The organism is Pseudomonas bharatica CSV86, assembly GCF_000319305.2.
GTDB classification, from domain to species: Bacteria; Pseudomonadota; Gammaproteobacteria; order Pseudomonadales; family Pseudomonadaceae; genus Aquipseudomonas; species Aquipseudomonas bharatica.
Window position 1 is genome coordinate 2,020,535 of the sequence record NZ_AMWJ02000002.1, and the last position, 25,011, is coordinate 2,045,545.

19 protein-coding genes and 1 pseudogene are annotated in these 25,011 nt (G+C 64.9%); 6 read left to right on the forward strand and 14 right to left on the reverse strand.

Annotated elements, in window-relative coordinates; genetic code table 11:
* Positions 1 to 21 precede the first annotated feature (21 nt).
* Positions 22 to 1,362 (reverse strand): aryl-sulfate sulfotransferase, encoded by a 1,341-nt coding sequence (locus CSV86_RS23100; protein ID WP_009399531.1) that lies wholly within the window; start codon positions 1,360 to 1,362, stop codon positions 22 to 24.
* Between the two features lie 66 nt (positions 1,363 to 1,428).
* Positions 1,429 to 3,801: a TonB-dependent receptor gene (locus tag CSV86_RS23105; protein ID WP_009399530.1), complete on the reverse strand. Its 2,373-nt coding sequence runs from the start codon at positions 3,799 to 3,801 to the stop codon at positions 1,429 to 1,431.
* A 153-nt stretch (positions 3,802 to 3,954) separates the two neighbouring features.
* Here CSV86_RS23105 and CSV86_RS23110 point away from each other — a divergent pair, with 153 nt between their 5' ends.
* Positions 3,955 to 4,899 (forward strand): LysR family transcriptional regulator, encoded by a 945-nt coding sequence (locus CSV86_RS23110; protein WP_009399529.1) that lies wholly within the window; start codon positions 3,955 to 3,957, stop codon positions 4,897 to 4,899.
* Between the two features lie 142 nt (positions 4,900 to 5,041).
* Positions 5,042 to 6,658: an alkaline phosphatase family protein gene (locus CSV86_RS23115; protein WP_037060275.1), complete on the forward strand. Its 1,617-nt coding sequence runs from the start codon at positions 5,042 to 5,044 to the stop codon at positions 6,656 to 6,658.
* Between the two features lie 292 nt (positions 6,659 to 6,950).
* On the opposite strand, the gene CSV86_RS23120 is transcribed toward CSV86_RS23115, so the two are convergent.
* Positions 6,951 to 7,856 (reverse strand): TauD/TfdA dioxygenase family protein, encoded by a 906-nt coding sequence (locus tag CSV86_RS23120; protein ID WP_009399527.1) that lies wholly within the window; start codon positions 7,854 to 7,856, stop codon positions 6,951 to 6,953.
* Between the two features lie 208 nt (positions 7,857 to 8,064).
* Positions 8,065 to 9,087, reverse strand: a complete 1,023-nt coding sequence (locus CSV86_RS23125; RefSeq protein WP_009399526.1) for an ABC transporter substrate-binding protein — start codon at positions 9,085 to 9,087, stop codon at positions 8,065 to 8,067.
* A 352-nt stretch (positions 9,088 to 9,439) separates the two neighbouring features.
* Between CSV86_RS23125 and CSV86_RS23130 the strand changes: the two genes are divergently transcribed.
* From CSV86_RS23130 to CSV86_RS23140, 3 genes are read left to right on the forward strand one after another with little or no spacing between them, the layout of a single operon-like run.
* Positions 9,440 to 11,035: an ABC transporter permease gene (locus CSV86_RS23130; protein WP_009399525.1), complete on the forward strand. Its 1,596-nt coding sequence runs from the start codon at positions 9,440 to 9,442 to the stop codon at positions 11,033 to 11,035.
* Positions 11,032 to 11,847: an ABC transporter ATP-binding protein gene (locus CSV86_RS23135; RefSeq protein ID WP_009399524.1), complete on the forward strand. Its 816-nt coding sequence runs from the start codon at positions 11,032 to 11,034 to the stop codon at positions 11,845 to 11,847. Before CSV86_RS23130 ends, CSV86_RS23135 begins: the two co-directional genes overlap by 4 nt.
* 14 nt (positions 11,848 to 11,861) lie before the next feature.
* A complete protein-coding gene (locus tag CSV86_RS23140) occupies positions 11,862 to 13,472 on the forward strand; it encodes an arylsulfatase (RefSeq protein WP_009399523.1) in 1,611 nt (536 codons plus the stop codon).
* 25 nt (positions 13,473 to 13,497) lie between these two features.
* Here CSV86_RS23140 and CSV86_RS23145 read toward each other — a convergent pair whose 3' ends face one another.
* From CSV86_RS23145 to CSV86_RS23185, 9 genes and pseudogenes are all read right to left on the reverse strand, one after another.
* Positions 13,498 to 14,211 (reverse strand): PqiC family protein, encoded by a 714-nt coding sequence (locus CSV86_RS23145; protein WP_009399522.1) that lies wholly within the window; start codon positions 14,209 to 14,211, stop codon positions 13,498 to 13,500.
* A 171-nt stretch (positions 14,212 to 14,382) separates the two neighbouring features.
* Positions 14,383 to 16,641 carry a DNA topoisomerase IV subunit A gene (gene parC / locus CSV86_RS23150; protein WP_009399521.1) on the reverse strand — a complete coding sequence of 753 codons (2,259 nt, stop codon included), beginning with the start codon at positions 16,639 to 16,641 and terminating at the stop codon, positions 14,383 to 14,385.
* Positions 16,642 to 16,651: 10 nt separating this feature from the next.
* Positions 16,652 to 17,170 carry a retropepsin-like aspartic protease family protein gene (locus CSV86_RS23155; protein WP_009399520.1) on the reverse strand — a complete coding sequence of 173 codons (519 nt, stop codon included), beginning with the start codon at positions 17,168 to 17,170 and terminating at the stop codon, positions 16,652 to 16,654.
* Positions 17,167 to 18,152 (reverse strand): annotated as a pseudogene (locus CSV86_RS23160) (esterase-like activity of phytase family protein). The gene CSV86_RS23155 and the pseudogene CSV86_RS23160 overlap by 4 nt, the downstream one beginning before the upstream one ends.
* Positions 18,149 to 20,053: a DNA topoisomerase IV subunit B gene (parE, locus tag CSV86_RS23165; RefSeq protein ID WP_009399518.1), complete on the reverse strand. Its 1,905-nt coding sequence runs from the start codon at positions 20,051 to 20,053 to the stop codon at positions 18,149 to 18,151. The pseudogene CSV86_RS23160 and the gene parE overlap by 4 nt, the downstream one beginning before the upstream one ends.
* A 36-nt stretch (positions 20,054 to 20,089) precedes the next feature.
* Positions 20,090 to 20,698 (reverse strand): YqiA/YcfP family alpha/beta fold hydrolase, encoded by a 609-nt coding sequence (locus tag CSV86_RS23170; RefSeq protein WP_009399517.1) that lies wholly within the window; start codon positions 20,696 to 20,698, stop codon positions 20,090 to 20,092.
* 104 nt (positions 20,699 to 20,802) lie between these two features.
* Positions 20,803 to 21,615: a 3',5'-cyclic-AMP phosphodiesterase gene (cpdA, locus tag CSV86_RS23175; protein ID WP_009399516.1), complete on the reverse strand. Its 813-nt coding sequence runs from the start codon at positions 21,613 to 21,615 to the stop codon at positions 20,803 to 20,805.
* Between the two features lie 84 nt (positions 21,616 to 21,699).
* Positions 21,700 to 22,152: a DUF1249 domain-containing protein gene (locus tag CSV86_RS23180; RefSeq protein WP_009399515.1), complete on the reverse strand. Its 453-nt coding sequence runs from the start codon at positions 22,150 to 22,152 to the stop codon at positions 21,700 to 21,702.
* Positions 22,143 to 22,760, reverse strand: a complete 618-nt coding sequence (locus CSV86_RS23185; RefSeq protein ID WP_009399514.1) for an NUDIX domain-containing protein — start codon at positions 22,758 to 22,760, stop codon at positions 22,143 to 22,145. Before CSV86_RS23185 ends, CSV86_RS23180 begins: the two co-directional genes overlap by 10 nt.
* Positions 22,761 to 22,973: 213 nt before the next feature.
* Between CSV86_RS23185 and CSV86_RS23190 the strand changes: the two genes are divergently transcribed.
* Positions 22,974 to 23,714 (forward strand): RsiV family protein, encoded by a 741-nt coding sequence (locus CSV86_RS23190; protein WP_009399513.1) that lies wholly within the window; start codon positions 22,974 to 22,976, stop codon positions 23,712 to 23,714.
* Here the strand turns inward: CSV86_RS23190 and cytX are convergent.
* Entirely contained in the window at positions 23,683 to 24,966 is a 1,284-nt protein-coding gene (cytX, locus tag CSV86_RS23195; RefSeq protein ID WP_009399512.1) for a putative hydroxymethylpyrimidine transporter CytX, read from the reverse strand. The genes CSV86_RS23190 and cytX overlap by 32 nt on opposite strands.
* Positions 24,967 to 25,011 lie beyond the last annotated feature (45 nt).

A 25,011-nucleotide genomic window follows, 5' to 3' on the forward strand; every position in this document is an offset into this window, starting at 1 on the left:
TGCAATGCGGCCAGTGCGGGATCAAATCCCCGTACTGGCCTGTTGCAGCCCCGACTCCGGCACGCTCACCGCGGTTTCCAACCGCGGCGTACCTTCGGGCACCCAGTCGTAGTTCACCGGCAAGGCGCGGTACACCCAGTTGCTGATGGCCTCGCTGCCCGGTGCGTTGCCCAGGTAGGGGCTGACGTATTCCCAGACGATTTCGCCGCTGGCAGTGACCTGGAAGAAGCGCCCGTTCATGCCCTCGTCGATCAGCGTGTTGCCGTTGGGCAAACGCCGGGCGCTGCTGATGAACGAGCTGTAGAAGGCCCAGCCCGGCTGCCGGGAATTGGCGGCGCTGTATTGCCAGACGATTTCATTCTTGATCGGGTCGATCTCCAGCACCCGGGAGCCGGCGATCAGCCCCAGGGGCACCGAGGGGTACCCGGCGCTGCCCTGGTTGTCGAACACCAGCAGGTGGCCGGCCCCTGGCAAGCCGGCGGGAATGATGTGGGCGTCATGCTGGCCGACGAACTGGTCCACCGGGCGCGGCACCTTGGCTGCGGTCCTGGGGTTGATCGGCGCCAGGTTCGGCCCAAGGCGCCAGACCACCTTGCCGCTGTGCTTGTCGAGGATGGCGATGAAATTGGCGTTGCGCGAATCGATCAGCAGGTTGTCCGGGGCGAAGCGTTTGTCACCACCGTCGAACCAGCGGTTGGGCCCCACTACGCTGAGGTTGTTGATGTGCAGGTAGTCCGGGTTGTCGGTGCCGTACACCAGCTTCAGTTGCGCCGGGGTAAAGCCGAACTCCCCGAGGTGCTCGGAGGCCAGCCACTGCCATTTGACCTGGCCGTCGGGGCTCACTTCATAGATTGCATCATCGATCACCTGGGGCACCTTGAACCCCGCCACCTTGTGCACCTTGTTGGCCAGTACCAGGGTGTTGCCGTTGCTCAGGCGACGCTGGTCGTGGTGCTGCTGGGCAGCGCCACCCGGGGCCTGGTCGCCCCACTGCCAGAGCACCTTGCCGTTCCAGTCCAGCTCGCCGACGCTCTGGTTGCCCAGGCCGTTGCCGGCCGAGCCCAGAGGCCCGGGCTCCTTGTCCTTGAGTTGCAGTAGCACCCGGCCGCGCTCGCCGCCCACCAGTTGCGGATCGATGATCGCCGAGGGGAAGCCGGCTTGCGGCCACTGCTTCACCTCGTTGCCGTTCATGTCGATCAGGTGGGTCTTTTTATCGGCGCCGCTGAAGATCACGTACTGGTTATAGGCCTTGGCCGGATCGTAGCGGGTCACGCCGGTGGGATAGACGCTGGGGGCGGCCTGCACCGCCGAAGCCAGCAGGGTGACGGTGATCAGCAAGGGCAAAGCGGATTTGACGCGCATGACGAGTACTCCTGTTCAGGTCGAAAGGCGCCGGCAGACCCGGCGCGAGGGGCGTGAAGCCGGGTTTCAGAAGTCGTAGCGGCCCGTTACGCCAAGCGTGCGCGGGGTGCCCGGCAGGCCTTCGTAACCGCCGTTGCCGGCGGTCCAGAGGGTGGTGTAGTAGGTCTTGTCGAAGGCGTTCTTCAGCCACAGCGAGACATCCCACTGGCCCTGTTCGTAGTTGCCGCGCAGGCCGGTGGAAAGGTTGACCACGGCGTAGCTGGGGATCTGCCCGTAGGCGGAATCTTCCACGGTACCCACGGCCTTGGAACGGAAGGCGTAGCTGGCGGTGACGTACTCTTCCAGGCCGTTGTCCAGGTTCCATTTGTATTCGCCGTTGGCGTTGCCGATCCATTTCGAGGCGCCGACCACCTGGTGGCCGCTGAGGTCGCAGGAGGCCGGTGCCCCCGGACGCAGGCTGACTTCCGGCGGGCACGGCGCATCCTTGTAGGACAGGTAGCGCACGTCGTTATACGAGCCGTTGATGTTCAGGGTCAGGCCACGGATCGGCACCAGGGTGCTTTCCACTTCCACCCCGCGCGAGCGCACCGAACCGGCGTTGGTCAGGTACTGCACGCGGTTGGCGTTGTCGTAGGCATTGGTCTGGTAGCCGTTGACCTGGGTCCAGAACAGGTTGGCGTTGAGTTGCAGGCGGCGATCCCAGAGGGTGCTCTTGAACCCCAGCTCGGCGTTGTTGGCGCGCTCGGTGCCGATCAGCAGCGAGTCGGCGCCGGCGGTCGGCGCCGAGCCCACGACCAGGTTGACCCCGCCGGACTTCTCGCCGTGGGACAGGGTGGCGTAGCCCAGCAGGTCATCGGTGAAGCGGTAGCTGAGGTTGAGCAGGCCCGAAGGGCTGGTGCTGTACTGGTTGAGGTCGCCGGAATCATAGGCCCCGGCACGACCGCGACGGGCGTTGGCGGCGGCACCGGCCACCGCCGCGCCCCCCAGCGGCGCGTTGCGGCTGACCCAGGCGCTTTTTTCCTCGTAGGTGCCGCGCAGCCCGGCGGTGAAATCCAGGCGCTCGGTCAGGTGCCAGGTGCCCTGGCCGAACAGGGCGAAGCTGTTGGTCTGGATATGCCCGTTGCCGATGCTGGTGACGTTGCTCAGGGCCCCGGCCGGGGTACCGTTCCAGATATCCGCCTGGGGCCCGTAATAGGCGAAGGACTTGTTGTCCAGGTCGGAGCCGAAGTAGTAGGCCCCCAGCACGTAGTCGAAGGAGCCGCCAGTGGGCGAAGCCAGGCGGAATTCCTGCGACCACTGTTTGTCTTCCACCGAAACCCCGGCGTTGTAGGTAGCCGGCACATTGAGGCCGTCGTCGTTGCGCGGGGTGAAGTTCCACCAGCGGTAGGAACTGACCGAGGTCAGGGTGAAATCGCTGGGCAAGGTCCAGTTGGCCTCCAGGGACGTGCCGCCCTGGAACACCGTGACATGCTGGTCGTTGTCCAGGTTGACCTTGCGGTGCGAGCCGTTGACCAGTGTCGCACCGGCCGCCGCCGCGCGGGATTCGTAGACGTTGGTGCCGTTGATGGTCGGGCCGGTGCTGTACAGCACCCGGGTGCCGGCACTGGAGTCCTCTTCGTTGTAGTCACCGATCCAGCGCAGGTTGAAGCTTTCATTGGGCTTGTACAGCAGTTGCCCGCGAAAGCCCTGGCGCGATCCGCCATTCAGGTCGTGGCCGTCGAACTCGTTCTTAATGTCGCCGTCACTGCGGGTGCGGTAGGCGGAAATACGCCCGGCCAGCTCATCACTCAGCGGTCCGGAAAGAGTGCCCTTGGTCTGGAAGTAGCCATCCTCGCCGAGGGAGGCCTCGATGCTGCGTTCCGGGGTGAAGCTCGGCGCGCGGGTACTGATGTTGATCACCCCGGCGGTGGTGTTCTTGCCGAACAGGGTGCCCTGGGGGCCGCGCAGCACTTCAAGTTGCTCGATGTCCATCAGGTCGAACACCGCCATGCCCGGCCGCCCCAGGTAGACGTTGTCGAGGTACAGCCCGACGCTGCCTTCCAGGCCATCGCTGGCCGGGTTGTTGCCCAGGCCGCGGATCGACACGCTGGATTGGCGCGCATGCATGTAGGCGACGTTGACGCTGGGCACCAACTGCTGCAGATCCTGAATGCGATACACCCGCTGGCTTTCCAGTGCCTGGCCGCCCACCACGCTCATGGGCGTGGGCACGTTCTGCGAGCTTTCCTCGCGGCGCCGCGCGGTCACGGTCACGGTCTGCAACTGGCCATCGTCGGCCTTGGCCTTGCTGGCGCTGCTCTTGACCGGCGCGTTATCCGGCGCCTGGGCGTCTTCGGCCCAGGTCGGCGTCCAGCTTGCGCTGCCGGCCAACAACAGCGCCAGGGGCAGGCGTTTGAGCCGCCGGGGCGAGAGAGGTGAAGCGAGTGACAACGGGCTCATGAGCGGCTCCTGGCGGGAAAATATACGGGCTCGTATATTCCACAAAGTTATTTATTTATGTTTTTACAAATATTTACTGCATAAGAGATTGCCTTTATAAGGAGTCGACCTAATGCATAGCCAATGCATTTCCCCGATATTTTTTTGTGAAAAATGCATATCGACCTGCGCCAGCTCCGACACTTCATCGCCATCGCCGAACAGCGCAGCTTTGTTGCGGCTGCAGCGGCGGTAAACCTCTCGCAATCGGCCTTCAGCCGCAGCATCCAGGCCCTGGAACACAGCGTCGGTTGCCAGTTGGTGGACCGCGGACGCAAGGACCTGGCGCCAACCAAGCAGGGCCAGTTGCTGCTGGAGCACGCGCGCCGGCTGGTCAGCGGCGCCCAGCAGATGGCCAACGAGATCAGCCAGTTCAATGGCCTGGAGGCGGGGGAACTGCGTTTCGGCTGCGGCCCGGCGCCGGCCTCGGGATTGATCCCCCGGGCCATCGGCAGCTTTATCGGGCGCTACCCCAAGGCCCGGGTGCAGTTCCAGGTGGATGACTGGCAAAGCCTGAGCAAGCGCCTGCTCAGTGAAGAGTTCGAGTTCTTCGTTGCCGACACCCGCCACTTCGAGGCCGACCCGGACTACCTGACCCAGCGCCTGCGCCCGCGCAAATGGCATTTCTGCTGCCGCGCCGGGCATCCGCTGGCCCAGCGCGACAGCGTCAGCGCCAGCGAACTGATGAGCTACCCGCTGGCGGTGACCATCCGCCCGCCGAACCTGCGCAAAGTCATCGTCGACCTGAGCGGCAAGCCGGACTTCACGCCCAATGTGGAGTGCGAGAACAGCTACAGCTTGCTGGGAGTGGTACTGCGCTCGGACGCCATCGGCATCGCCGGTTCCTACAGCGACGCGTTGCACAACGCCAAGGGCGAACTGGTGTGCCTGAAGGTCGATGGCCTGGCCGACGACCTGGAAGAGCTCTACACCCGCTACGGCATCGTCAGCCGCGCCGGCTACCGGCTGTCGCCCCTGGCAGCGGCAATGATCGACGAGATCAAGCGCACCGACGAGCAGGACGAGGAAGTACGCAGCCTGGACAACCTCGCGGTCTGAGCCGGCTTGCCAGCGCCGGCAGAAGCCGCGGAGCCACGGCCCCGCATTGCATGAAACGCATCATGGCTATTCGGCAAATGCGCTTGCCGGAAGCCCCCGCCGAAGGCGAAAAACCTCGCCTGTCTTTCCTTCGGTGAATCTCATGTCAAATAGCCTTCCACCCGTGCGCAACGTGCTCTACATCATGTGCGACCAACTGCGCCGGGATTACCTGTCGTGCTACGGCCACCCGCACCTGCATACGCCGAACATCGATCGCCTGGCCGCGGCCGGGGTGCGCTTCAGCCGCGCCTATACCCAGGGCACCATCTGCGGCCCGTCGCGCATGTCGGCCTACACCGGGCGTTACGTCAGCAGCCATCAGGTGGCCTGGAACGCCGTGCCCCTGCCCCTGGAAGAACTGACCCTGGGCGACTACCTGCGGCCCCACGGCATCCGCACCGCGCTGGTGGGCAAGACCCACGCCACACCCAACCTCGACGCCCTGCAACGCCTGGCCATCGATCCCGACAGCGCCCAGGCCGAGGCGCTCAACGAGGTCGGCTTCGAACCCTACCTGCGTCACGACGGCATCTACCCCGACGACCCGATCTTCGACGACAAGCGCGATGCCGCGCCCTACACCCATTACCTGCGCGGGCTCGGCTACGACGGGGTCAACCCCTGGCACGACTGGGCCAACGCCGGGGCCGGCGAGCAGGGGCAGATCCTCAGCGGCTGGAAGATGCGCAACGCCCACCTGCCGGCCCGGGTCGCCGAAGAACACTCGGAAACCGTCTACACCACCGACCGCGCCATCGCCTTCATCAACGAGCAGGGCGAGCAACCCTGGTGCCTGCACCTGTCCTACATCAAGCCGCACTGGCCCTACATCGCGCCAGCGCCCTACCACGCCCTGTATGGCCCCGACCAGGTCATCCCGGCGGTGCGCGCCGCACCCGGGCAGCTTAGCGACCACCCGGTCTACCACGCCTTCCGCCAGCATGAAGAGAGCCTGAATTTTTCCCGGGATGAAGTGCGCCTGAACGTGGTGCCGACCTACATGGGCCTGATCAAGCAAGTGGACGATCAACTGGGCCGGCTGCTGGACTTGCTGCAGAGCAACGGCCGTTGGGACGACACCCTGATCGTCTTCACCAGCGACCACGGTGACTTCCTCGGCGACCACTACCTGGGAGAGAAGGAGTTCCTGCTGGAGCCGGCGGTGGGCGTGCCACTGATCGTCCGCGACCCGCGGGCGGCAGCGGACAACAGCCGTGGCAGCGTGGACGAGCGCCTGGTAGAAACCATCGACGCCCTGCCGACGTTCCTCGATGCCCTGGGCCTGCCGGGCGCCGACCACCGTCTGGAGGGCCGCTCGCTGATCCCGCTGCTGCACGGCGCGACACCGGACTGGCGCCGCTACGCCATCAGCGAATACGACTATGCCTTCCAGGCCCCGGCCCGGGAGCGCCTGGGCCAGCCCATCGACCGTTGCCGCATGACCATGGTGCGCAGCGAGCGCTGGAAGTACCTGGCCTATGACGGCTTGCGTCCACAGCTGTTCGACCTGGACAACGATCCCCATGAACTCCATGACCTGGGAGCCAACCCGGCCTATGCCGCCGTGCGTGAAGAGCACCTGGGGTATCTGCTGGAGTGGCTGCGCGGCCTGAAGCGCCGCACCACCATCAGCCATGAAGAGATCGACCTGCGCGGCCAGCGTTTCCGCTATGGCGAACCGGAAAGCGAAAAGCTGGTGCAGATCGGCGTGTGGTAAGCCGAACCGCCCTGTGGGGGTTCACCCGCGATTGCGGTGGTGACTTCATCATAGCAATCGCGGGTAAACCCACAGTGACCGTGTCGGGCACAAAACCTGCGGCTGGCCGAGGAACCTGTGGGAGCTGGCTTGCCAGCGATAGCAATAGTGGCCACACCACCGCAATCGCGGGTAAACCCCCACAGGGTACGCGTCGTGCCTTGAAACTGTTCTCTGCTCGACAGCGCAGCCTGAAGGCCGGGCGGCCCCCCCACAAGCTCCTCACAAATCAAAGAGTCAAAGGGCTTCCGGGTCAAAGGCCCTTGATGGTCTGGCTGCGCTGGCCGTGGACACCCACCGGGACGTCGCCCTTGAGGGTCACGCGGCGTACGATACGGTCCTGGGTGCCATAGTCGTCCACGGCGTAATGCTGGGTCGAGCGGTTGTCCCAGATCGCCACGTCACCGGCGCTCCAGCGCCAGCGCACGGTGTTTTCCAGGCGGGTCACATGGCTTTGCAGCAGGTTGAACAGGTGCGCCGAATCGGCCTGGGAATAGCCCTTGATGCGCTTGACGAAATGCCCCAGCACCAGGCTCTTTTCGCCACTCTCCGGGTGCACCCGGACGATCGGGTGCTCGGTCTCGTACACCGTGGAGGTGAAGACCTTGCGGTAGCGCTCCAGCTTCTGCGCCGAAACGTCGGGCTTGGCCCCGGCGTAGTCGTACTCGTTGCTGTGCACCGCCCAGAGTCGATCCGCCAGCTCGCGCAGTTCTGCCGGGAGTTCGTTGTACGCCGTGGCGGTGTTGGCCCACACGGTGTCGCCACCGGAGGCCGGGGCCACCACCGAACGCAGGATCGAGGCTTTCGGGTAGGCATCGACGAAGGTCACGTCGGTGTGCCAGGAGTTGGCCCGCTGGCCTTCGGCACCGTCCAGCTCCAGCAGGTAGCGGGTGCCGTCACGCACCGGCACGGTGGGGTGGGCCACCGGCTCGCCCAGTAGTTGCGAGAAGGCTTCCTGGCTCTGGTCGTCGAGATGACCCTGGCCACGGAAGAAGATCACCTTGTACTGCACCAGCGCCTGCTGGATGGCGTCCACGGTGGCGGCGTCCAGTTCGCCGGACAGTTGCACGCCACGGATCTCGGCGCCGATGCGACCGGCCACCGGGTGGATATCAAGGGCATGGACAGCGGGTTCAACGGCTAGGACGGCATTGCTCATCAGATACACCCTCATCGACTGCTTACGGTTGGAACCGCCGCGAAACAACGCTCTATCCATATTCACTTTGCGTCTAATGGAAAGTTCGATGCTTCGCCTGCGGAATAAGAGTTTCCATTTAAGGCTTCAGCCCTGACTCGCCGCAAATACCTTCGGACTATTTTTCAGATGCCGGGAAAGCATGTCGAAACAGGCGTTCGGCCGGTGCTCAAAGACCGGCAGCCGCCAACTGCGGCGCCACCCAGGCATCGACCTTGAACGGCTTGCGGATCAAGCGTTCCTTGGCCGCCAGGTCCACCGAGTCCTGCAATTTGCCGAGGAACACCGGGTCGAGGGTCGAGGGGAAGATCTCGCTCAGGCGCTGGTCCTTGAGGTCTTCCTGCAGGATCACCGGCGGGTAGCTGGCCAGGCCCGACACCAGCTGGATATAGGCTTCCTTGTTGCTGTCCTGGGTCAGCCACGCTACGGCCTGCTGCTGTGCCTTGAGCAGTTTCGCCACGGCTTCGGGGTGCTCGTCGACAAACTTGCCGGCGCCCACCAGCACGCTCTGCACACTGCCGGCACCGCCCAGGTCCTTGGTGCTCAGGGGCAGTTCGGCCAGCCCCTTGCTGCGCAGGGCCGAAAGTCCGGTGCTGCCCCAGGAGGCGTCGATCTGCTTGGCCGCCAGGGCCGCAATCGCCGCGTTGAAGTCGAGGTTGACCACTTTCAGGTCCTTCTCGCTGAGGCCGCGGCTGGCCAGGGCCGCGTCGAACGACAGTTGCGTAGCGGTACCACGGAACACCGCCACGCGCTTGCCCTTGAGGTCTTCCAGGGTCTTGATCCCGGAGCCCGGCACCACGCCCAGGTAATGCTTGATGCCGCGGGCCGAGGCGCTAAGCAAGCGCGTATCCAGGCCATTGGACTTGCCGATGATGGCCGCCAGGTCGCCGAGATAGGCCAGGTCCACCTGGCCGTTGGCGAAGGCCTCGTTGATCACCGGGCCTGCGCCCTTGAAGAAATTCCACTGGATCTTGATGCCCTGGTCGGCGAAGGCCTTTTCGTAGATCTGTTGCTGGCGCAGCACATCCACCACCCCGCCACCGCTGTGCTGGGTCCCGGCGCTGAGGTCGGGCACGGCGATGCGGATTTCCTTGAGTTCGGCAGCCTGGGCCAGCAGCGGCAGGCAACCCAGGAGCCCGGCCAAGGCCGGCGCGGCGAACAGGCTGATTACGCGTTTGAAGGGAAGGTTCATGGGTGCGGCTCCTGAAGACCAAGGCTGTGAGGAGCAGAAGGTAGGCACGAAATCGACAAACATTTAAATACTATAAGTTCACATTTTAATAACCATATTGAATAAACCAGCTATCACGGACGCCTCCGAGGATATGCAGGAGACACATGAAAAATATTCTTCAAATGCATTGGATGCGTGTCGGTAAAGAAGCCTTAAATGGCTTTTCTTATCTCTTAATAGTATCGATAAGAACTTTACTAGAAGCATAACGAATAAACCGTAGGCGCCGCCCTGCCGGCCAGGAGGCCCGCAGGCCCAGCGCCTACGCCATCGTTCCATGCCATGCAGAACCCGACGACGGAGGTCATCCATGGCCCGTGTTTCCCTGCTCAGCCTGCCCTTGGCGGCACCGTCCAACGGACGCCCGGGCTGGCCCGCCATCCATCAGCGCCTGCTGCCCTGGCTGCTGCCCCTGAGCCTGTTCGTTTTGTGGTGGCTGGCCAGCCGCAACCTGTGGATGAGCGAGCAGATCCTGCCGGCCCCGGCGCTGGTCTGGAGCAGCGCCCTGGAGCTGGGCCGGGGCGATCTGTGGAGTCATTTGGCGATCAGCCTGCAGCGCCTGGCCTGGGGCGTCCTTGCGGGCATTGCCGCCGGCGCCCTGCTGGGTGGGGCGCTGGGCTTCAGCCGGCGCCTGGAGCGACTGGTTTACCCCACCTTCGCCGCCTTGGCGCAGATTCCGACCCTGGCCTGGATTCCGCTGTTCATGGTGTTTTTCGGCATCGACGAAATGCTCAAGCTGGTCGTGCTGGTCAAAGCCGTGGTGGTTCCCGTGACCGTGCACACCCTGGTGGGCGTGCGCGACGCCCAGCCCAGGCTGCGGGAAGCTGCCGCAGTGCTGCGCCTGCCTCCCGCGCTGCTGATCCGGCGCCTGGTGCTGCCCGCCGCGCTGCCGGCGTTCATGGCCGGCGTGCGCCTGGCCCTGGCCACCGGCTGGACCTCGCTGCTGGCGGTGGAACTGCTCGCCTCCAGCGAAGGCATCGGCTACCTGATGGTCTGGGCACGCCAGTTGTTCATGCTGGACATCGTGTTCGTGTGCATCCTGGTGATCGGCGTACTCGGCGTGGGCATGGACCGCGGTATCGGCTGGCTCGACCGCACACTGGTGCACTGGCCGCACCCGGCCACCGCCGCCCTGGGCCGTGGTCCGCGCTATCAGGGCTGGCAGCGCCTGCAACCCTGGCTGCTGCCCCTGGCCTTGCTGGCCCTGTGGCAGCTGGCAAGCGCAGGGCAGTGGGTGGACGCCAATATTCTGGTCAGTCCGCTGCTGGTACTAAGCACCACTGTCGACGGCCTGCGCGACGGCAGCCTGCTGAGGGGCATGGGGCTGAGCCTGGGGCGCGCCCTTGGCGGCCTTGCCCTCGGCGGCGGGCTGGGCCTGGCCCTGGGCTTGCTGCTGGGAATGTCGCGCCTCGCTGAACGGCTGCTGGGACCGACCCTGGCCGCCCTCCGCCAGATCGCCATTTTCGCCTGGGTACCGCTGCTCACCGCCTGGTTCGGCCTGGGGGAACTGGCCAAGTGGGTGTTCGTCGCCATGGCCGCGTTCTTCCCGCTGTTCATCGCCACCCAGCGCAGCGTCGCCCAGCTCTCGCCGCAACTGGCCGAAGCCGCCCAGGTGCTGCGCCTGAACCTCTGGCAACGGCTGCGCCGGCTGGTGTTGCCCGGTGCGGCGCCGGGCATCTTCGCCGGCCTGCGCATCAGCCTGATCTACGCCTGGATGGGCACCATCGGCGCGGAATACTTCATGCCCTCCAATGGCGGCATAGGCAGTCAGATGATCAGTGCCCAGCAACTGCTGCGCATGGACCTGATCATGGCCGGCATGCTCCTGGTGGGCTTGACCGGGGCCCTGCTCAATCGCCTGGGCCTACAACTCGAAACCCGCGCTACCCGCTGGAGACACGCATGAACGCACCCCTGGTCAGTTTCAATCACGTGGGCAAGACCTTCGCCGTCGCCGGTGGCGAGGTGGAGGCGATCCGCGAATTCAACCTGGACATCGCCGAGGGCGAATTCGTCGCCATCGTCGGCTCCAGCGGCTGTGGCAAGTCCACCCTGCTGCGCCTGCTGATCGGCCTGGACACCGAGTTCCGCGGCGAAATCCGGGTCGACGGCCAACGGGTCAGCGGCATCGGCAGTGAACGCGGCATCGTGTTCCAGGAGCATCGCCTGTTCCCCTGGCTGACCGTGGCCGAGAACATCGGCCTGGGCCTGGTCAACGAGCCGTTGAGCGCCGCCGAACACCAGCGGCGGATCGGCGATTTCATCGAGCTGGTTGGGCTCAAGGACTTTGCCCGGGCCTATCCCCATCAGCTTTCCGGCGGTATGGCGCAGCGGGTGGCGATTGCCCGCGGGCTGGTGGCCAGCCCGCGCATCCTGCTGCTGGACGAGCCCTTCGGCGCGCTCGACGCCCTGACCCGCCAGCAGATGCAGGACGAACTGCTGGCAATTCGCGAGCGGGCCAGAATCACCACGGTGCTGGTGACCCACGATGTCGAGGAAGCGATTTTCCTGGCCGATCGGGTGGTGGTGATGGAGCCGCGCCCGGGACGGATCAAGCACGTGGTTCAGGTGAACCTGCCACACCCGCGCCAGCGCAGCGGTTTCGACTTTCACCAACTGCGCGAAGAACTGCTCCACGAACTGACCAGCGACGATCACTACCAGGCCCCGCCGCCGGTGCAGATCCGCGACCTGCCCTTGACCTTCATTGCCTGCTGAACAGGAGTGCCGCGATGACGCAACGCCCCAACTTTCTGGTGATCCTGGCCGACGACCTGGGTTTCTCCGACCTCGGCGCCTTCGGTGGCGAGATCGCCACGCCGAACCTCGATGCCCTGGCCTTCAATGGCCTGCGCCTGACCGATTTCCATACGGCCCCGACTTGCTCGCCGACCCGCTCCATGCTGCTCACCGGCACCGACCACCACATTGCAGGGATCGGCACCATGGCCGAAGCCCTGACCCCGGAACTGATCGGCAAGCCGGGCTACGAGGGCTACCTCAACGACCGCGTGGTGGCCCTGCCAGAGCTATTGCGCGAAGCCGGCTACCAGACCCTGATGAGCGGCAAATGGCACCTGGGCCTGACCGCCGAGCGCGCGCCCCATGCCCGGGGTTTCGAGCGTTCGTTCTCGCTGCTGCCAGGGGCGGCCAACCACTACGGCTTCGAGCCGACCTACGACGAACACACGCCCGGGCTGCTGAAATCGACCCCGGCGCTGTACATCGAGGACGACCGTTTCATCGATGAACTGCCGGCGGATTTCTATTCCTCCGATGCATTCGGCGACAAGCTCCTGCAGTACCTGAAAGAGCGCGACCAGAGCCGGCCGTTCTTCGCCTACCTGCCGTTCTCGGCACCTCATTGGCCGCTGCAGGCACCCGAGGAGATTGTCGCCAAATACCGCGGCCGCTATGACGCCGGCCCCGAGGTGCTGCGCCGCGAGCGCCTGGAAAAACTCAAGGCCCTGGGCCTGATCGATAGCGAAGTCGAGCCCCATCCGCTGCTCAACCTCAACGCCGAGTGGGATGCTCTCAGCGATGAGCAACGGCAGCTGTCGGCGCGGGCCATGGAGGTGTATGCGGCGATGGTCGAGCGCATGGACTGGAACATCGGCCGGGTGGTGGACTACCTGCGCCAGCAGGGCCAACTGGACAACACCCTGATCCTGTTCATGTCAGACAACGGCGCCGAGGGCGCGCTGCTGGAAGCCTTCCCCAAGTTCGGCCCGGAGCTTTTGACCTACCTCAACCAGCACTACGACAACCGCCTGGAGAACATCGGCCGGGCCAACTCCTACGTCTGGTACGGCCCGGCCTGGGCCCAGGCGGCCACCGCGCCGTCGCGGCTGTTCAAGGCGTTCACCACCCAGGGCGGGATTCGCGTGCCGGCGCTGCTGCATTACCCGCAACTGCCGCTCAAGGGGCAGATCAGCCACGGTTTCGGCACGGTGATGGACATCACCCCGACCCTGCTCGACCTTGCCGGCGTGCGCCACCCCGGCAAGCGCTGGCACGGGCGCGATGTCGCACCGCTGCGGGGCAAGTCCTGGCTGGGCTTTCTCTCGGGCGAAACCGCCCAGGTGCATGATCAGCACACCGTGACGGGCTGGGAGCTGTTCGGCCGCAGGGCGATTCGCCAGGGCCAATGGAAGGCGGTGTACATCCCGGGGCCGGTGGGCCCGGCAACCTGGCAGTTGTACGACCTGGGCCGGGATCCGGGAGAGATTCACGACCTCGCCCGGGAGCAGCCGGACAAGCTGCGCACCCTGCTGCAAGAGTGGCAACGCTATGTGGATGAAACCGGAGTGATCCTCAGCGAATCGCCGTTCCAGCCAGACTGAGCCGGCGAACGCTGATCGTCGTGGCTCAGAAGCGGAACACTTCCATATCGGTACGAATCGGCGAAGCCATGGGAATCTTTGGCTTCTCCGGCTCCTTGCGTACCTGAACAGGTGCCGCCGGTTTCTTCGCCGGCGCCTCTTCCGCCAGCGCCGGCTGGTTGGCCAATGGCTTGAGCGCAGTGCTCAGTTGCTCGGCCAGCTTCTGCAGCAACTGGCCCTGGGCCTGGACCTGCGCCGCCGAACTGCCCGCGTGCGGCTGTTCGAGGTGCACGATGCGGTTGTCCCGCACTTGGCCACGACGGTCCAGCAAGCGCCATTGCGCATCGAGGACCGCCGGTTGGTTCGCCCCGGAATCCAGGCGGGTGATCGACAGCAATACCTGTACATCCGGGTTGAAGCCGGTGCTGGCCGGGGCCAGGACCACACGCTGGCTGTCCAGGCGCCAGGCCAGCTGGCGAACCAGCAACTGATCGATATCCGCCGACAGGCTGCCTGCCCAGCGACCGTCCGTCGCCGCAGTCAGGCTGCCGTCGCTCTGACGTTGCAGCAGGGTCTCGCGTTGCAGGTAATCGGCGACCGATACCGGCCCCAGCACCACCGACATGCCGGCCGCCTGCTTAGGCTGGCCCGGCTCGCCGCTGTCGAGCTGATACAGCGCAACCGGCTGGTGCATGCTGCACCCTGCCAGGCCGAGCACGCCGGTCAGCAGAAGAACAAATGGAAGGCGCAGAAAAGTCATCATCCCATCCAGGCGGCCACCACACGGCACCGCAGTGATACTCATGATTTCAGTCGGGCACCCGGCCACGCCGGCGCCACAGGGGGGCTATCATCCGCGAAAACACGCTCTGACTCCAGTATTTACGCCCGGAACGTGTAGGAAATTACCGTATCCGGGCGTGTTTTCGTACTACTCGGGAGTCTCGACCAGCAACGCATCGACCCGCTGGAAGCCACGCGGCAGCTTGTTGCCCCGACGGCCGCGTTCACCCTTGTAGTGCTCCAGGTCCTCGCCCTTGAGTGACAGGGTACGCTTGCCGGCCTGCAATACAAGGGTCGCCCCGTCGGAGAGTACTGCCATGTCGGTGACATATTCTTCACGAGTGGCCACCCGATCACCGGGTATGCCGATGATCTTGTTGCCCTTGCCCTTGCCCAGTTGCGGCAGGTCGCTGATCTTGAACACCAGCAGGCGGCCTTCGGTGGTCACCGCGGCCAGCCAGTTCTGCTCGCGGTCGGAAACCGGCCGCGGCGCCAGCACCTTGGCGCCGTTGGGCAGGCTGAGCAGGGCTTTGCCGGCCGTCACCTTGGCCTGCAAATCCTCGCCCTTGACCACGAAACCGTAGCCTGCGTCGGAAGCGACCACGTACAGCGCCTCGTCGTCCGGCATCAGCACGCATTCAAAAACCGCGCCAGGTGGCGGTTTCAGATGACCGGTAAGCGGCTCGCCGTGGCCCCGTGCCCCTGGCAGCTTGTGAGCAGGAAGCGAATAGCTGCGCCCGGTGGAATCGATGAACACGGCGAACTGGTTGGATCGCCCTGCCGCTGCCACCTTGAAGCCATCACCCGCCTTGTAGGCCAGGCCGGTGGCATCGATATCGTGCCCCTTGGCACAGCGCACCCAGCCTTTTTCCGACAGAACGACAGTGACCGGCTCGGTCGGCATCAGCTCGTTTTCCGACAGGGCCTTGGCCTCGGCACGGGCGACGATCGGCGAACGACGGTCATCGCCGTAGGTTTCCGCATCCTTGATCAGCTCGCTACGCACCAGCTTGCGCAGCTTGCTGTCGCTGCCCAGCAGGGCCAGCAACCTGGCCTGCTCTTTCAGCAGTTCTTCCTGCTCGCTGCGGATCTTCATCTCTTCCAGTCGCGCCAACTGGCGCAGACGGGTTTCGAGGATGTAGTCAGCCTGGGTCTCGGTCAGCTCGAAGCGGGCGATCAGCGCCTGCTTGGGCTGGTCTTCGGTGCGGATGATGTGGATCACTTCGTCCAGGTTGAGGAAGGCGACCAGCAAGCCGTCCAACAGGTGCAGGCGGCGCTCGACCTTGTCGAGACGGAACTTCAGCCTCCGACGAACGGTAGCGATGCGGAACTCCAGCCACTCCAGCAGCAGGGCCCGCAGGTTCTTCAATTGCGGCCGGCCATCGAGGCCAATGATGTTGACGTTGACTCGGTAGCTCGACTCCAGGTCGGTGGTAGCGAACAGGTGCTGCATCAGTTCGTCCAGATCGACCCGGTTGGAACGGGCGATGATGACGATGCGGCACGGGTTCTCGTGGTCGGACTCGTCACGCAGGTCGGCGACCATCGGCAGTTTCTTGGCCTGCATCTGTGCGGCGATCTGCTCCAGCACCTTGGCCCCGGAGACCTGGTGCGGCAGCGCGGTAACGACGATATCGCCGTCCTCGATGCGATAGACGGCACGCATGCGGATCGAGCCGCGACCGCTTTCGTAGATCTTCAGCAGTTCGGCGCGCGGGGTGATGATTTCCGCTTCGGTCGGATAGTCCGGGCCCTGGATGTGCTCGCACAGCTGCTCGATGGTGGCTTTAGGCTCGTCGAGCAGGCGCACGCAGGCGCTGGCGACTTCCCGCAGGTTGTGCGGCGGTACGTCGGTGGCCATGCCCACGGCGATACCGGTGGTGCCATTGAGGAGGATATTCGGCAATCGTGCGGGCAACACGGCTGGTTCTTCGAGGGTACCGTCGAAGTTCGGCACCCAGTCAGCCGTGCCCTGGCCCAGCTCGCTGAGCAGCACTTCGGAATAGCGCGATAGGCGCGCCTCGGTGTAGCGCATGGCCGCGAAGGACTTCGGGTCGTCCGGCGCACCCCAGTTACCCTGGCCATCGACCAGGGTGTAGCGATAGCTGAAGGGCTGTGCCATCAGCACCATGGCTTCATAGCAGGCCGAGTCGCCGTGGGGGTGGAATTTACCGAGCACGTCACCGACGGTACGCGCCGACTTCTTGTGCTTGGAGTCGGCATCCAGGCCCAGTTCGCTCATGGCATAGACGATGCGCCGCTGCACCGGCTTCAGGCCGTCGCCGATATGCGGCAGGGCCCGGTCCATGATCACGTACATGGAATAGTTGAGGTAGGCCTGTTCGGTGAAGTCGGCCAGTGACCGGCGCTCTACGCCATCGAGGCTCAGATCAAGGGAGTCGCTCATGCGGGCCTCATCAGTTCAAGGTCTGGCGCAGCAGCAAGGTGCCGCCGCGCTGGGTGAATTCAAGTTGTTTCAGGGCACTCATGCCCAGCAATACCTGGCTGTCATCGAGGCCGGGGACCACCAGGGCGCGGACATCGCGCAGCAGGATATCGCCCAGTTGCACGCTGTCCAGCCGCGTGCGGTAGCCCTCGGTGCGGCCATTGGCGGTGCTCAAGGTTACCGATGCTCCGCGCTGCAGGCCGAAGTCCCGCGCCAGGGCCTCGGGAATCGCGACATCGGTGGCCCCGGTATCCAGCAGGAAATGCACGGCCTGACCGTTGATCAGGCCGTCGGCGACGAAATGCCCCTGGCCATTGCTGGCCAGGCGCACCTCGACGAAACCGTCACCATGTTGCGAGGTGATCTGGCTGTTGGGATTGACCTGCCGGTCTTCCCACGCGCCGAAAAAGCGCGTGGCAAGGAACAGGCCAGCCGCCCAGGCCAGAACCATGAACACCCGCCCGATGCGCTGGCCAGGGGTCTGGCTCATTTCTTCGCGCTCCAGCCGCCTTTCGGCGCGGCGAAACGCCAGACGATCGGGCGGTCCTCGCCATCGGCGCGGGTGCCGTTGTTGTTGTCGATACCGATCCAGGCACCTTCGGCGTCGATCACCAGGGCCTCGGCCAGGCCGTAGGGCTGGCTGTATTGCCGCTGTTCGGTCAAGGCTTCGCCGGCAAATGACCAGCAGCGCTCCACCTGCCCGCCCTGGGCGTCACGACGGCAGATGCGGTAGGCGTTGCGTTCCAGGGTGAACAGCTTGCCCTCGAACAGTGCCAGGTCGGAAAAGTCCCGCGACACCTCGCGGGCCTTGGGAAACTGGTCCGGCTGCATCTCGGTGCCGGCCTCGCTAAGCAGGACGCAAGCGTCGCCACAGGTCCAGGTGCTCTGCTTGCGGTTGACCAGCAACAGGCCGCGGCGCTCGCGCTCGGCAGCTAGCCACAGGCGGTCGCCGGCCGGGCTGACGGCAAGGCCTTCGAACAAGGCGTTGAAGTGCAGGAGCATGCCGCTGGCCCGGGCCTGACGGATCATCGCCGGATCGATCTTCAGCCAGTTCGGCTCGCCTTGCACCGGCACCTCTAGCACCGCAGCGTAGGCTTCGCTGACGATGTAGCGGTTGCCGGCCGCATCACAGCTGATGCCCTCGAAGTCCAGTTCGCCGCCACGCACCAGCGAAGCCGCCCATTGCCGCGAACGCAACCCAGCGGGAAGCCGGGATCCGGCACGGCTGGCGCCGCCAGCGGCTCGCCCAGCGCCTGCCATACATGGCTGGTGGTATCGAGCCTGTAGACCAGGTCGTCATCGCGGTCGGAAATGGTCCACAAGGTCCCGTTGCACTGCGCCAGCCCCGAGAGGTTGCCGCCGCGCATGCCTTCGACCGGATGCTCGCCGAGCAGGGTCAGCTCCGGCCACGGGTCGGCCATGGCCGGCGCTGCGGACAGGGCCAGCAGCGCCACGAGCAAGCCACGGATCAAGCCATGACCTCGGCCAGGTTGCCGTTGCTTTCAAGCCAGGACTTGCGATCGCCCGCGCGCTTCTTGGCCAGGAGCATGTCCATGATTTCGCGGGTCTGCTCGAAGTCGTCGAGGGTCAGCTGGACCAGGCGCCGGGTGTTCGGGTCCATGGTGGTTTCGCGCAGTTGCGGCGGGTTCATCTCGCCGAGGCCCTTGAATCGGGTGACCTGCGGCTTGCCACGCTTCTTCTCGGCCACCAGGCGGTCGAGGATGCCGTCACGCTCGGCTTCATCCAGGGCGTAGTAGATTTCCTTGCCCAGGTCGATGCGGTACAGCGGCGGCATCGCCACATAAACGTGCCCGGCCTCGACCAGCGGACGGAAATGCTGGACGAACAGGGCGCAGAGCAAGGTGGCGATGTGCAGGCCGTCGGAGTCGGCGTCGGCGAGGATGCAGATCTTGCCGTAGCGCAGCTGGCTCAGGTCGGTGGCACCCGGGTCGACGCCGATGGCCACGGCGATGTTGTGCACTTCCTGGCTGGCGAGGACTTCGCCGCCATCCACTTCCCAGGTGTTGAGGATCTTGCCGCGCAGCGGCAGGATCGCTTGGTATTCCTTGTCCCGCGCCTGCTTGGCCGAACCACCGGCAGAGTCGCCCTCGACCAGGAACAGCTCGGCGCGCATCGGGTCCTGGCCCGCGCAATCCGCCAGCTTGCCTGGCAGCGCCGGGCCCTGGGTGACGCGCTTGCGCTCGACCTTCTTGCTTGCCTTGAGGCGACGGCCGGCGTTGCTGATGGCCAGCTCGGCCAGTTGCATGCCCAGCTCGGGATGGGCGTTGAGCCACAGGCTGAACGCGTCTTTCACCACACCGGAGACGAAGGCGGCGGCTTCGCGGGAGGACAGGCGTTCCTTGGTCTGCCCGGAGAATTGCGGCTCCTGCATCTTCATCGAAAGGACGAAGGTGATGCGCTCCCAGACGTCTTCCGGCGCCAGCTTGACGCCACGGGGCAACAGGTTGCGGAACTCGCAGAACTCGCGCATCGCGTCCAGCAGGCCCTGGCGCAGGCCGTTGACGTGGGTACCGCCCTGGGCGGTAGGAATCAGGTTGACGTAGCTTTCCTGGATGCTGTCGCCACCCTCGGGCAGCCACAGCAGGGCCCAGTCCACGGCCTCCTTGTTACCGGCCAGGCTGCCGCAGAACGGCTCGTCCGGCAGGCGCTGGAATTCGCTGACCGAGTCGACCAGGTAGGAGCGCAGGCCGTCTTCGTAATGCCATTCGACTTTCTCGCCGGTGCTCTTGTCCTCGAAGGTGACCGACAGGCCCGGGCACAGTACGGCCTTGGCCTTGAGCACGTGCTTGAGGCGGCTGACGGAGAACTTCGCGGAATCGAAATACTTCGGATCCGGGGAGAAATACACGCTGGTCCCGGTGTTGCGCTTGCCGACGCTGCCGATGACTTCCAGCTCGCTGGCCTTGAAGCCGTCGGCGAAGGTCATCTGGTACTCGTTGCCATCACGCTTGACCCGCACCCGGACCTGGGTCGACAGGGCGTTGACCACCGAGATGCCGACGCCGTGCAGACCGCCGGAAAACTGGTAGTTCTTGTTGGAGAACTTGCCGCCGGCGTGCAGCTTGGTGAGGATCAACTCGACCCCGGATACGCCCTCTTCGGGGTGGATATCCACCGGCATGCCGCGACCGTCGTCGCTGACTTCAAGGGAATGGTCGGCGTGAAGGATCACCTGGACCGAACGGGCATGGCCGGCCAGGGCTTCGTCGACACTGTTGTCGATGACTTCCTGGGCCAGGTGGTTGGGGCGGCTGGTGTCGGTGTACATGCCCGGACGCTTGCGTACCGGGTCAAGCCCCGAGAGGACTTCGATGGCGTCTGCGTTATAGGCGCTAGCGCTGGGATTGGCCATGGGTTCTCGTCGTCGTTCGTGGGTGAAAATAAGCAATCAAAATACAGAAAAATCCAGGTCCTGATACGCCTTCGCATCAATGCCTGCGTAGGACAACAGCGCTGGCAGATGCAGGGCGAAGCGCTGGAAGCTGTGGTCTCCACCGGCTTCGATACGCAGGGCACAGGCCCGGTAGAAACGTTCGGCGCGGCGATAATCAAGGGTTTCGTCGCCGGTCTGCAGCCATACCTGGTAACGCGCGGCATCCTGCGGCGGCGGTACTTCCAGCGCCGCCAGGGCCTCGACGTGATCGTGGGTCAGTTCCCAGGTCTCGCCGGTGTAGTGGTTGGTCTGGGTGCCCAGGTAGCCGTCGAACAACTGGTGCGGATTGACCGCCGGGTTGATCAGCAGCGCCTTCAACCCATGCCGTTCGGCCAGGTGAGTCGCATAGTAGCCGCCGAGGGAACTACCGACCAGCAACGGCCGGCCCAGTTCGGCAATGTCGGCTTCGAGCTGGGCGATGGCCTGGCGCGGATGGTGATGCAGCGCCGGTATCCGCAGTTGCCCGGCAAGCCCAATGCGCTGCATGACCGCCAGCAACTGGCTGGCCTTCATCGAGCCAGGCGAGCTGTTCAAACCATGGATATAAAGGATCGAGCCCGACATTCCGCCCCCGGATTTCCTGAAATGCCCGCGAGTGACGGGCACAAAGACGCGCAGTTTAGCCTGATAAGAGGGAAATGATTCAGCTTTAGAGATTACGCGGTGCTTCAGTAGCCGTTACCGTAGTCCAGGTCGAAGGCGAAATCGCCAAGGCGCGAGACGCCGGTTTCCAGGCGACCATCGTCATGCAGGGCCAGCCAGCGGTAGCCGGGCGTACGCTGTTCATCGACCTTGAAATCCTCGCTGCGCGGCTCGAACTGGATGCAGGTGGACGGCGAGGCCAATAGCCGGCGCCCGTCGAGATGCTGGTCCCACTCCTGGTGAATGTGCCCCCAAAGCAGCGCCCGCACCTGTGGATAAGGTGCGATGGCGGCGAACAGTGCCTCGGGATTGCGCAAGCCGATGGGCGCCATCCAGGCGCAGTCGATGGAGATGGGCTGATGATGCAGGCACACCAGGCAGTGACGGCCATCGGCGCTGCCCAGGGCCTGGTCGAGCAGTTGCAGTTGATCGGCTTCCAGACGCCCCGGCACGCTGCCGGGAATCGACGAGTCGAGCATGATCACGCGCCACTTGCCGATATCGGTGACCGCCTCCAGCAGATCGGTGCCTGCCGCCACCCGCTCCATCGGCAGTGGCTCGTCGTGGTTGCCGGCCAGCCAGCGTGTCGGTGCTCCGAGCACCGCGGTCATCTCGCGAAACTGCCGGTAGGACGCCTCGCTGCCATCCTGGGACAGATCACCGGTGGCCAGCACCAGGTCGATACGCGGCTGTTCGGTGAGCACCTGGTCGATGACCCGTTGCAGGCTGTCACGGGTATTCATGCCCAGCAGGGAACCCTCGCCATCGGCGAACAGATGACTGTCAGAAAGCTGCACCAGCCGGACCGGGGCACTGGATGAGAGGGTTGCGTGCGGCAAGGGACCGTCTCCTTGGGGGAATCTGCACGATTATGGTGGGGAAGGATCGGAGGATCAAACCGCCACCAAGACCCCCGTCACATTTCAGCGAACCGCTTCGAGTTCGTGACCGCAGGCCAGGCAGTGGCTCAGCCACTCGCCGAGGAACAGGTTGAGCTGGGCCTTTTCGTCCGGCTGATGCATCGCCGCATTGGGGTAGGGATAGACACTGCGGAACCGTCGGGCGTGCTCGGCGCTGACCACCTCGGCCATGCGGGCGTCGTGATAGACCTGCACTTCCAGTTGCGGTACCGGCAGCCACGGCAGGCTGTGCTCCTGGCGCACGCGCAGGGTGGTGGTGTAGGGGCAGGCCTGCAGCACTTCCAGGGTCAGCACGCCAAGCATCTGGTCGCCCTGGGTCATGCCGATGCGCCGTGACTCCAGGGAGGTGCGCATCGCCGGGAGCAAACGCATCAGGCGTGCATAGTTCGCCTCGCAGGCAGCCTGCAAGCCAACCAAATCGACCCGATAGCGTTCACGCACAAGATTCACGACCACATCCCCCTGACTTCATCGCGGTTCAAGGCCAGCCACTGCAAGGCGATGATCGACGCCGCATTGGCAATCAGCCCGTCGCGCACGGCTTGCAAGGCATCTTCGAATGCCCAGACCCGCACGCGGATATCCTCGCCCTCTTCTTCCAGGCCATGCAGCCCGCCAGCCCCCTCGCTGCTGCAACGACCGAGGTACAAATGGACCAACTCGTCGCTGCCACCGGGTGACGGGAAATACCGGGTCATCGGCCACAGCGCGGAGAAGGTCAGCCCAGCTTCCTCCTGCGCCTCGCGGTGCGCAACTTCTTCCGGCTGTTCGTCCTTGTCGATCAGACCGGCGACCAGTTCCACCAGCCAGGGATTGGCGGTCTTGCCCAGGGCGCCGACGCGGAACTGCTCGATCAGCACCACTTCGTCGCGCTGCGGATCATAGGGCAGGACGCACACCGCATCGTGGCGCACGAACAGTTCCCGGCTGATCTCCCGGCCCATGCCACCGGCGAACAGCTCATGCCGCAGGCGTACCCGGTCGAGGCGATAGAAACCCTGGAAGCAGGTGTCGCGCTGGACGATTTCGACGGCGGCTGGAACGGTGCTGGAGTTGTCTGTCATGGAAATCCTCGATGCCTCTATCTACAACGTCACATTCAACTTCGGGCTTGTGGCTTCGCGCCATCCTACCCCGCGTACCCTCGGCTTTCACCCTCTTTCAAGTCAACCCAAGGACTGCGAGGATAGGCACCGTCTGTCTAATCAAGGTTAGCGGCGAACCGACTGCCATGCCGGCGGTCCAAGGCCGATTACCGTCGTTCCAGAAGGATCATCATGACGCTTGCGAAACTGACTACCGTGGCCGTACTGGCCCTGGCCCTGGGGGCCTGCCAGAGCGTTTTCCAGCCCAACATGCGCAAGCCGCTGGAGGTCAAGCGCGAAGCCTGGGAGCACATCAAGCCCGGTTGCAGCGCCAGCGATTGCCCGCTGGTGAACATCGACACCCTGCACTTCCCGGCCCAGCCGCAACTGGACGCGGTGATCGAGCGTCGCCTGCTGCAGTTCGCCGCCGCCGGCGGGCCGCTGCCGACCTCGCTCAAGGCCTATGAAGAGAGTTTCCTGCGTTCGGCGCAGAGCCGTAACAGCAGCTATCTGCAAGCCAAGGTACGCGAGCAGCATGACGGACTGGTGATCATCGAGCTGTCCAGCTACCTGGATACCGGCGGCGCCCACGGCAACCCCGGCCGCGCCTTCATCAACTGGTCGCGCCAGCAGGAAAAGGTCCTGACCCTGCAGGACATGCTGGTTCCGGGCCAGGAAGAGACGTTCTGGAAAACCGCGCAAGAGGCCCATCGCGGCTGGCTGATCTCGACCAGGATGGACCAGGACCCGGAATTCGTGAAGAACTGGCCGTTCCAGAAAACCCCGAACATCGCCCTGACCTACGGCGCGGTGGTGCTCAAGTACGACGTGTACACCATTGCGCCCTACGCCATGGGCCACGTCGAACTGAAGATCCCCTACCCGCGCCTCAATGGTGTGATCAAGCCGGAACTGTTCCCCGGCCGCGGCTGAAGCTGAACAGCCCGTGCAGCACCCCTGCCAGCAGCAAGGCCGGCAGGGTCGCACCGACCTCGGGCATATGGTTCGCCAGCAGATGGTAGGTTGCCACGCCGCCGGCCCATGCCAGCACGGCGCCGAAATGCAGCGAACCGACCTGCGCCGGCAGGCGACGCCGGCGCAGCACGAAGTGGTCGACCAGCACCACGCCGAACAGCGGCGCAAACACCGAGCCGATCAGCAGCAGGAAGTTCTGGTACTGCGCCAGCGGCGCGAAACAGGCGATCAGGGTGCAGACCACGCCGATCGCCAACGCCAGGTGCTCAACCTTCAGGCGTAGCAGCAGGCCGCTGGACACCGCCGCCGAATGGATATCGGCGAAGGCGTTTTCCGACTCGTCGAGCAGGATCAGCAGCAGCGGAATACCCAGGCCCGCACCCGCCAACGCCAGCAGCAAGGCGTTGACTTCACCGCTCGGGGCGAACGCCAGGGTGTACGCCACGCCCAGGCTCATCAGCCAGAAGTTACCGATGAAGAAGCCCAGCGCGGTACCGCCGAAAACCCGGCTGGCGCGCTTGCCGAAGCGCGAGTAGTCGGCTATCAGAGGCAGCCACGACAGCGGCATGGCAATGGCGATGTCGAAGCCCACCGCCAGCGACAGGGTGCCGTCGCCCGCCTTCGTCCACAGAGCGGACAGGTCGGCCTTGGCGAACAGGTTCCAGGTCAGCCACAGGCAGGCGCCAAGCAGCAGCCAGATCCCCCATTTGCGCAGGATGCGGCGCACGAAGGTCAGCGGACCACTGACCGCCAGCAAGGTAGCGAGACCGCCGAAGAACAGGGTCCACAGCAGCGGGCTGTTCCAGACGCTGCCTTCGCCGAATGACTGCGCGCCAAGCAGGCTGGCGGCGTCGCGCATGACGATGATCTCGAAGGATCCCCAGCCGATCAGTTGCAGCAGGTTGAGCACCGCCGGCAGCGCCGCGCCGTGCCGGCCCAGGCTCAGGCGCAGGGCGGCCATGGCCGAAAGGCCGGTGTCGCTGCCGATCACCCCAACCGCGGCCAGCAGCAGAACGCCGACCAGGGTGCCCAGGGCGATGGCCAGGATCGACCCGGCCAGCCCCAGGCCCGGCGCCAGCAGCGCGCCGGTCTGCAGGACCATCAGGCCGATGCCGAGAGAGAACCACAGGGAGAACAGGTCACGGGCGCCGAAGATGCGCTGGTGGCCGGGGACGGGGGAATCGGGGGAGTAGTTGCTGGGTAGGGACACGATAGGGTCTCGGCGGGCGTTTTTTTGTTGGTTTCGAGGGCCTCA

Bases quoted from the DNA above. Each gene is read 5' to 3' on its own strand.
- CSV86_RS23100 (WP_009399531.1), bottom strand. From the start codon at position 1,362: ATGCGCGTCAAATCCGCTTTGCCCTTGCTGATCACCGTCACCCTGCTG.
- CSV86_RS23105 (WP_009399530.1), bottom strand. From the start codon at position 3,801: ATGAGCCCGTTGTCACTCGCTTCACCTCTCTCGCCCCGGCGGCTCAAA.
- CSV86_RS23110 (WP_009399529.1), top strand. From the start codon at position 3,955: ATGCATATCGACCTGCGCCAGCTCCGACACTTCATCGCCATCGCCGAA.
- CSV86_RS23115 (WP_037060275.1), top strand. From the start codon at position 5,042: ATGTCAAATAGCCTTCCACCCGTGCGCAACGTGCTCTACATCATGTGC.
- CSV86_RS23120 (WP_009399527.1), bottom strand. From the start codon at position 7,856: ATGAGCAATGCCGTCCTAGCCGTTGAACCCGCTGTCCATGCCCTTGAT.
- CSV86_RS23125 (WP_009399526.1), bottom strand. From the start codon at position 9,087: ATGAACCTTCCCTTCAAACGCGTAATCAGCCTGTTCGCCGCGCCGGCC.
- CSV86_RS23130 (WP_009399525.1), top strand. From the start codon at position 9,440: ATGGCCCGTGTTTCCCTGCTCAGCCTGCCCTTGGCGGCACCGTCCAAC.
- CSV86_RS23135 (WP_009399524.1), top strand. From the start codon at position 11,032: ATGAACGCACCCCTGGTCAGTTTCAATCACGTGGGCAAGACCTTCGCC.
- CSV86_RS23140 (WP_009399523.1), top strand. From the start codon at position 11,862: ATGACGCAACGCCCCAACTTTCTGGTGATCCTGGCCGACGACCTGGGT.
- CSV86_RS23145 (WP_009399522.1), bottom strand. From the start codon at position 14,211: ATGACTTTTCTGCGCCTTCCATTTGTTCTTCTGCTGACCGGCGTGCTC.
- parC (WP_009399521.1), bottom strand. From the start codon at position 16,641: ATGAGCGACTCCCTTGATCTGAGCCTCGATGGCGTAGAGCGCCGGTCA.
- CSV86_RS23155 (WP_009399520.1), bottom strand. From the start codon at position 17,170: ATGAGCCAGACCCCTGGCCAGCGCATCGGGCGGGTGTTCATGGTTCTG.
- parE (WP_009399518.1), bottom strand. From the start codon at position 20,053: ATGGCCAATCCCAGCGCTAGCGCCTATAACGCAGACGCCATCGAAGTC.
- CSV86_RS23170 (WP_009399517.1), bottom strand. From the start codon at position 20,698: ATGTCGGGCTCGATCCTTTATATCCATGGTTTGAACAGCTCGCCTGGC.
- CSV86_RS23185 (WP_009399514.1), bottom strand. From the start codon at position 22,760: ATGACAGACAACTCCAGCACCGTTCCAGCCGCCGTCGAAATCGTCCAG.
- CSV86_RS23190 (WP_009399513.1), top strand. From the start codon at position 22,974: ATGACGCTTGCGAAACTGACTACCGTGGCCGTACTGGCCCTGGCCCTG.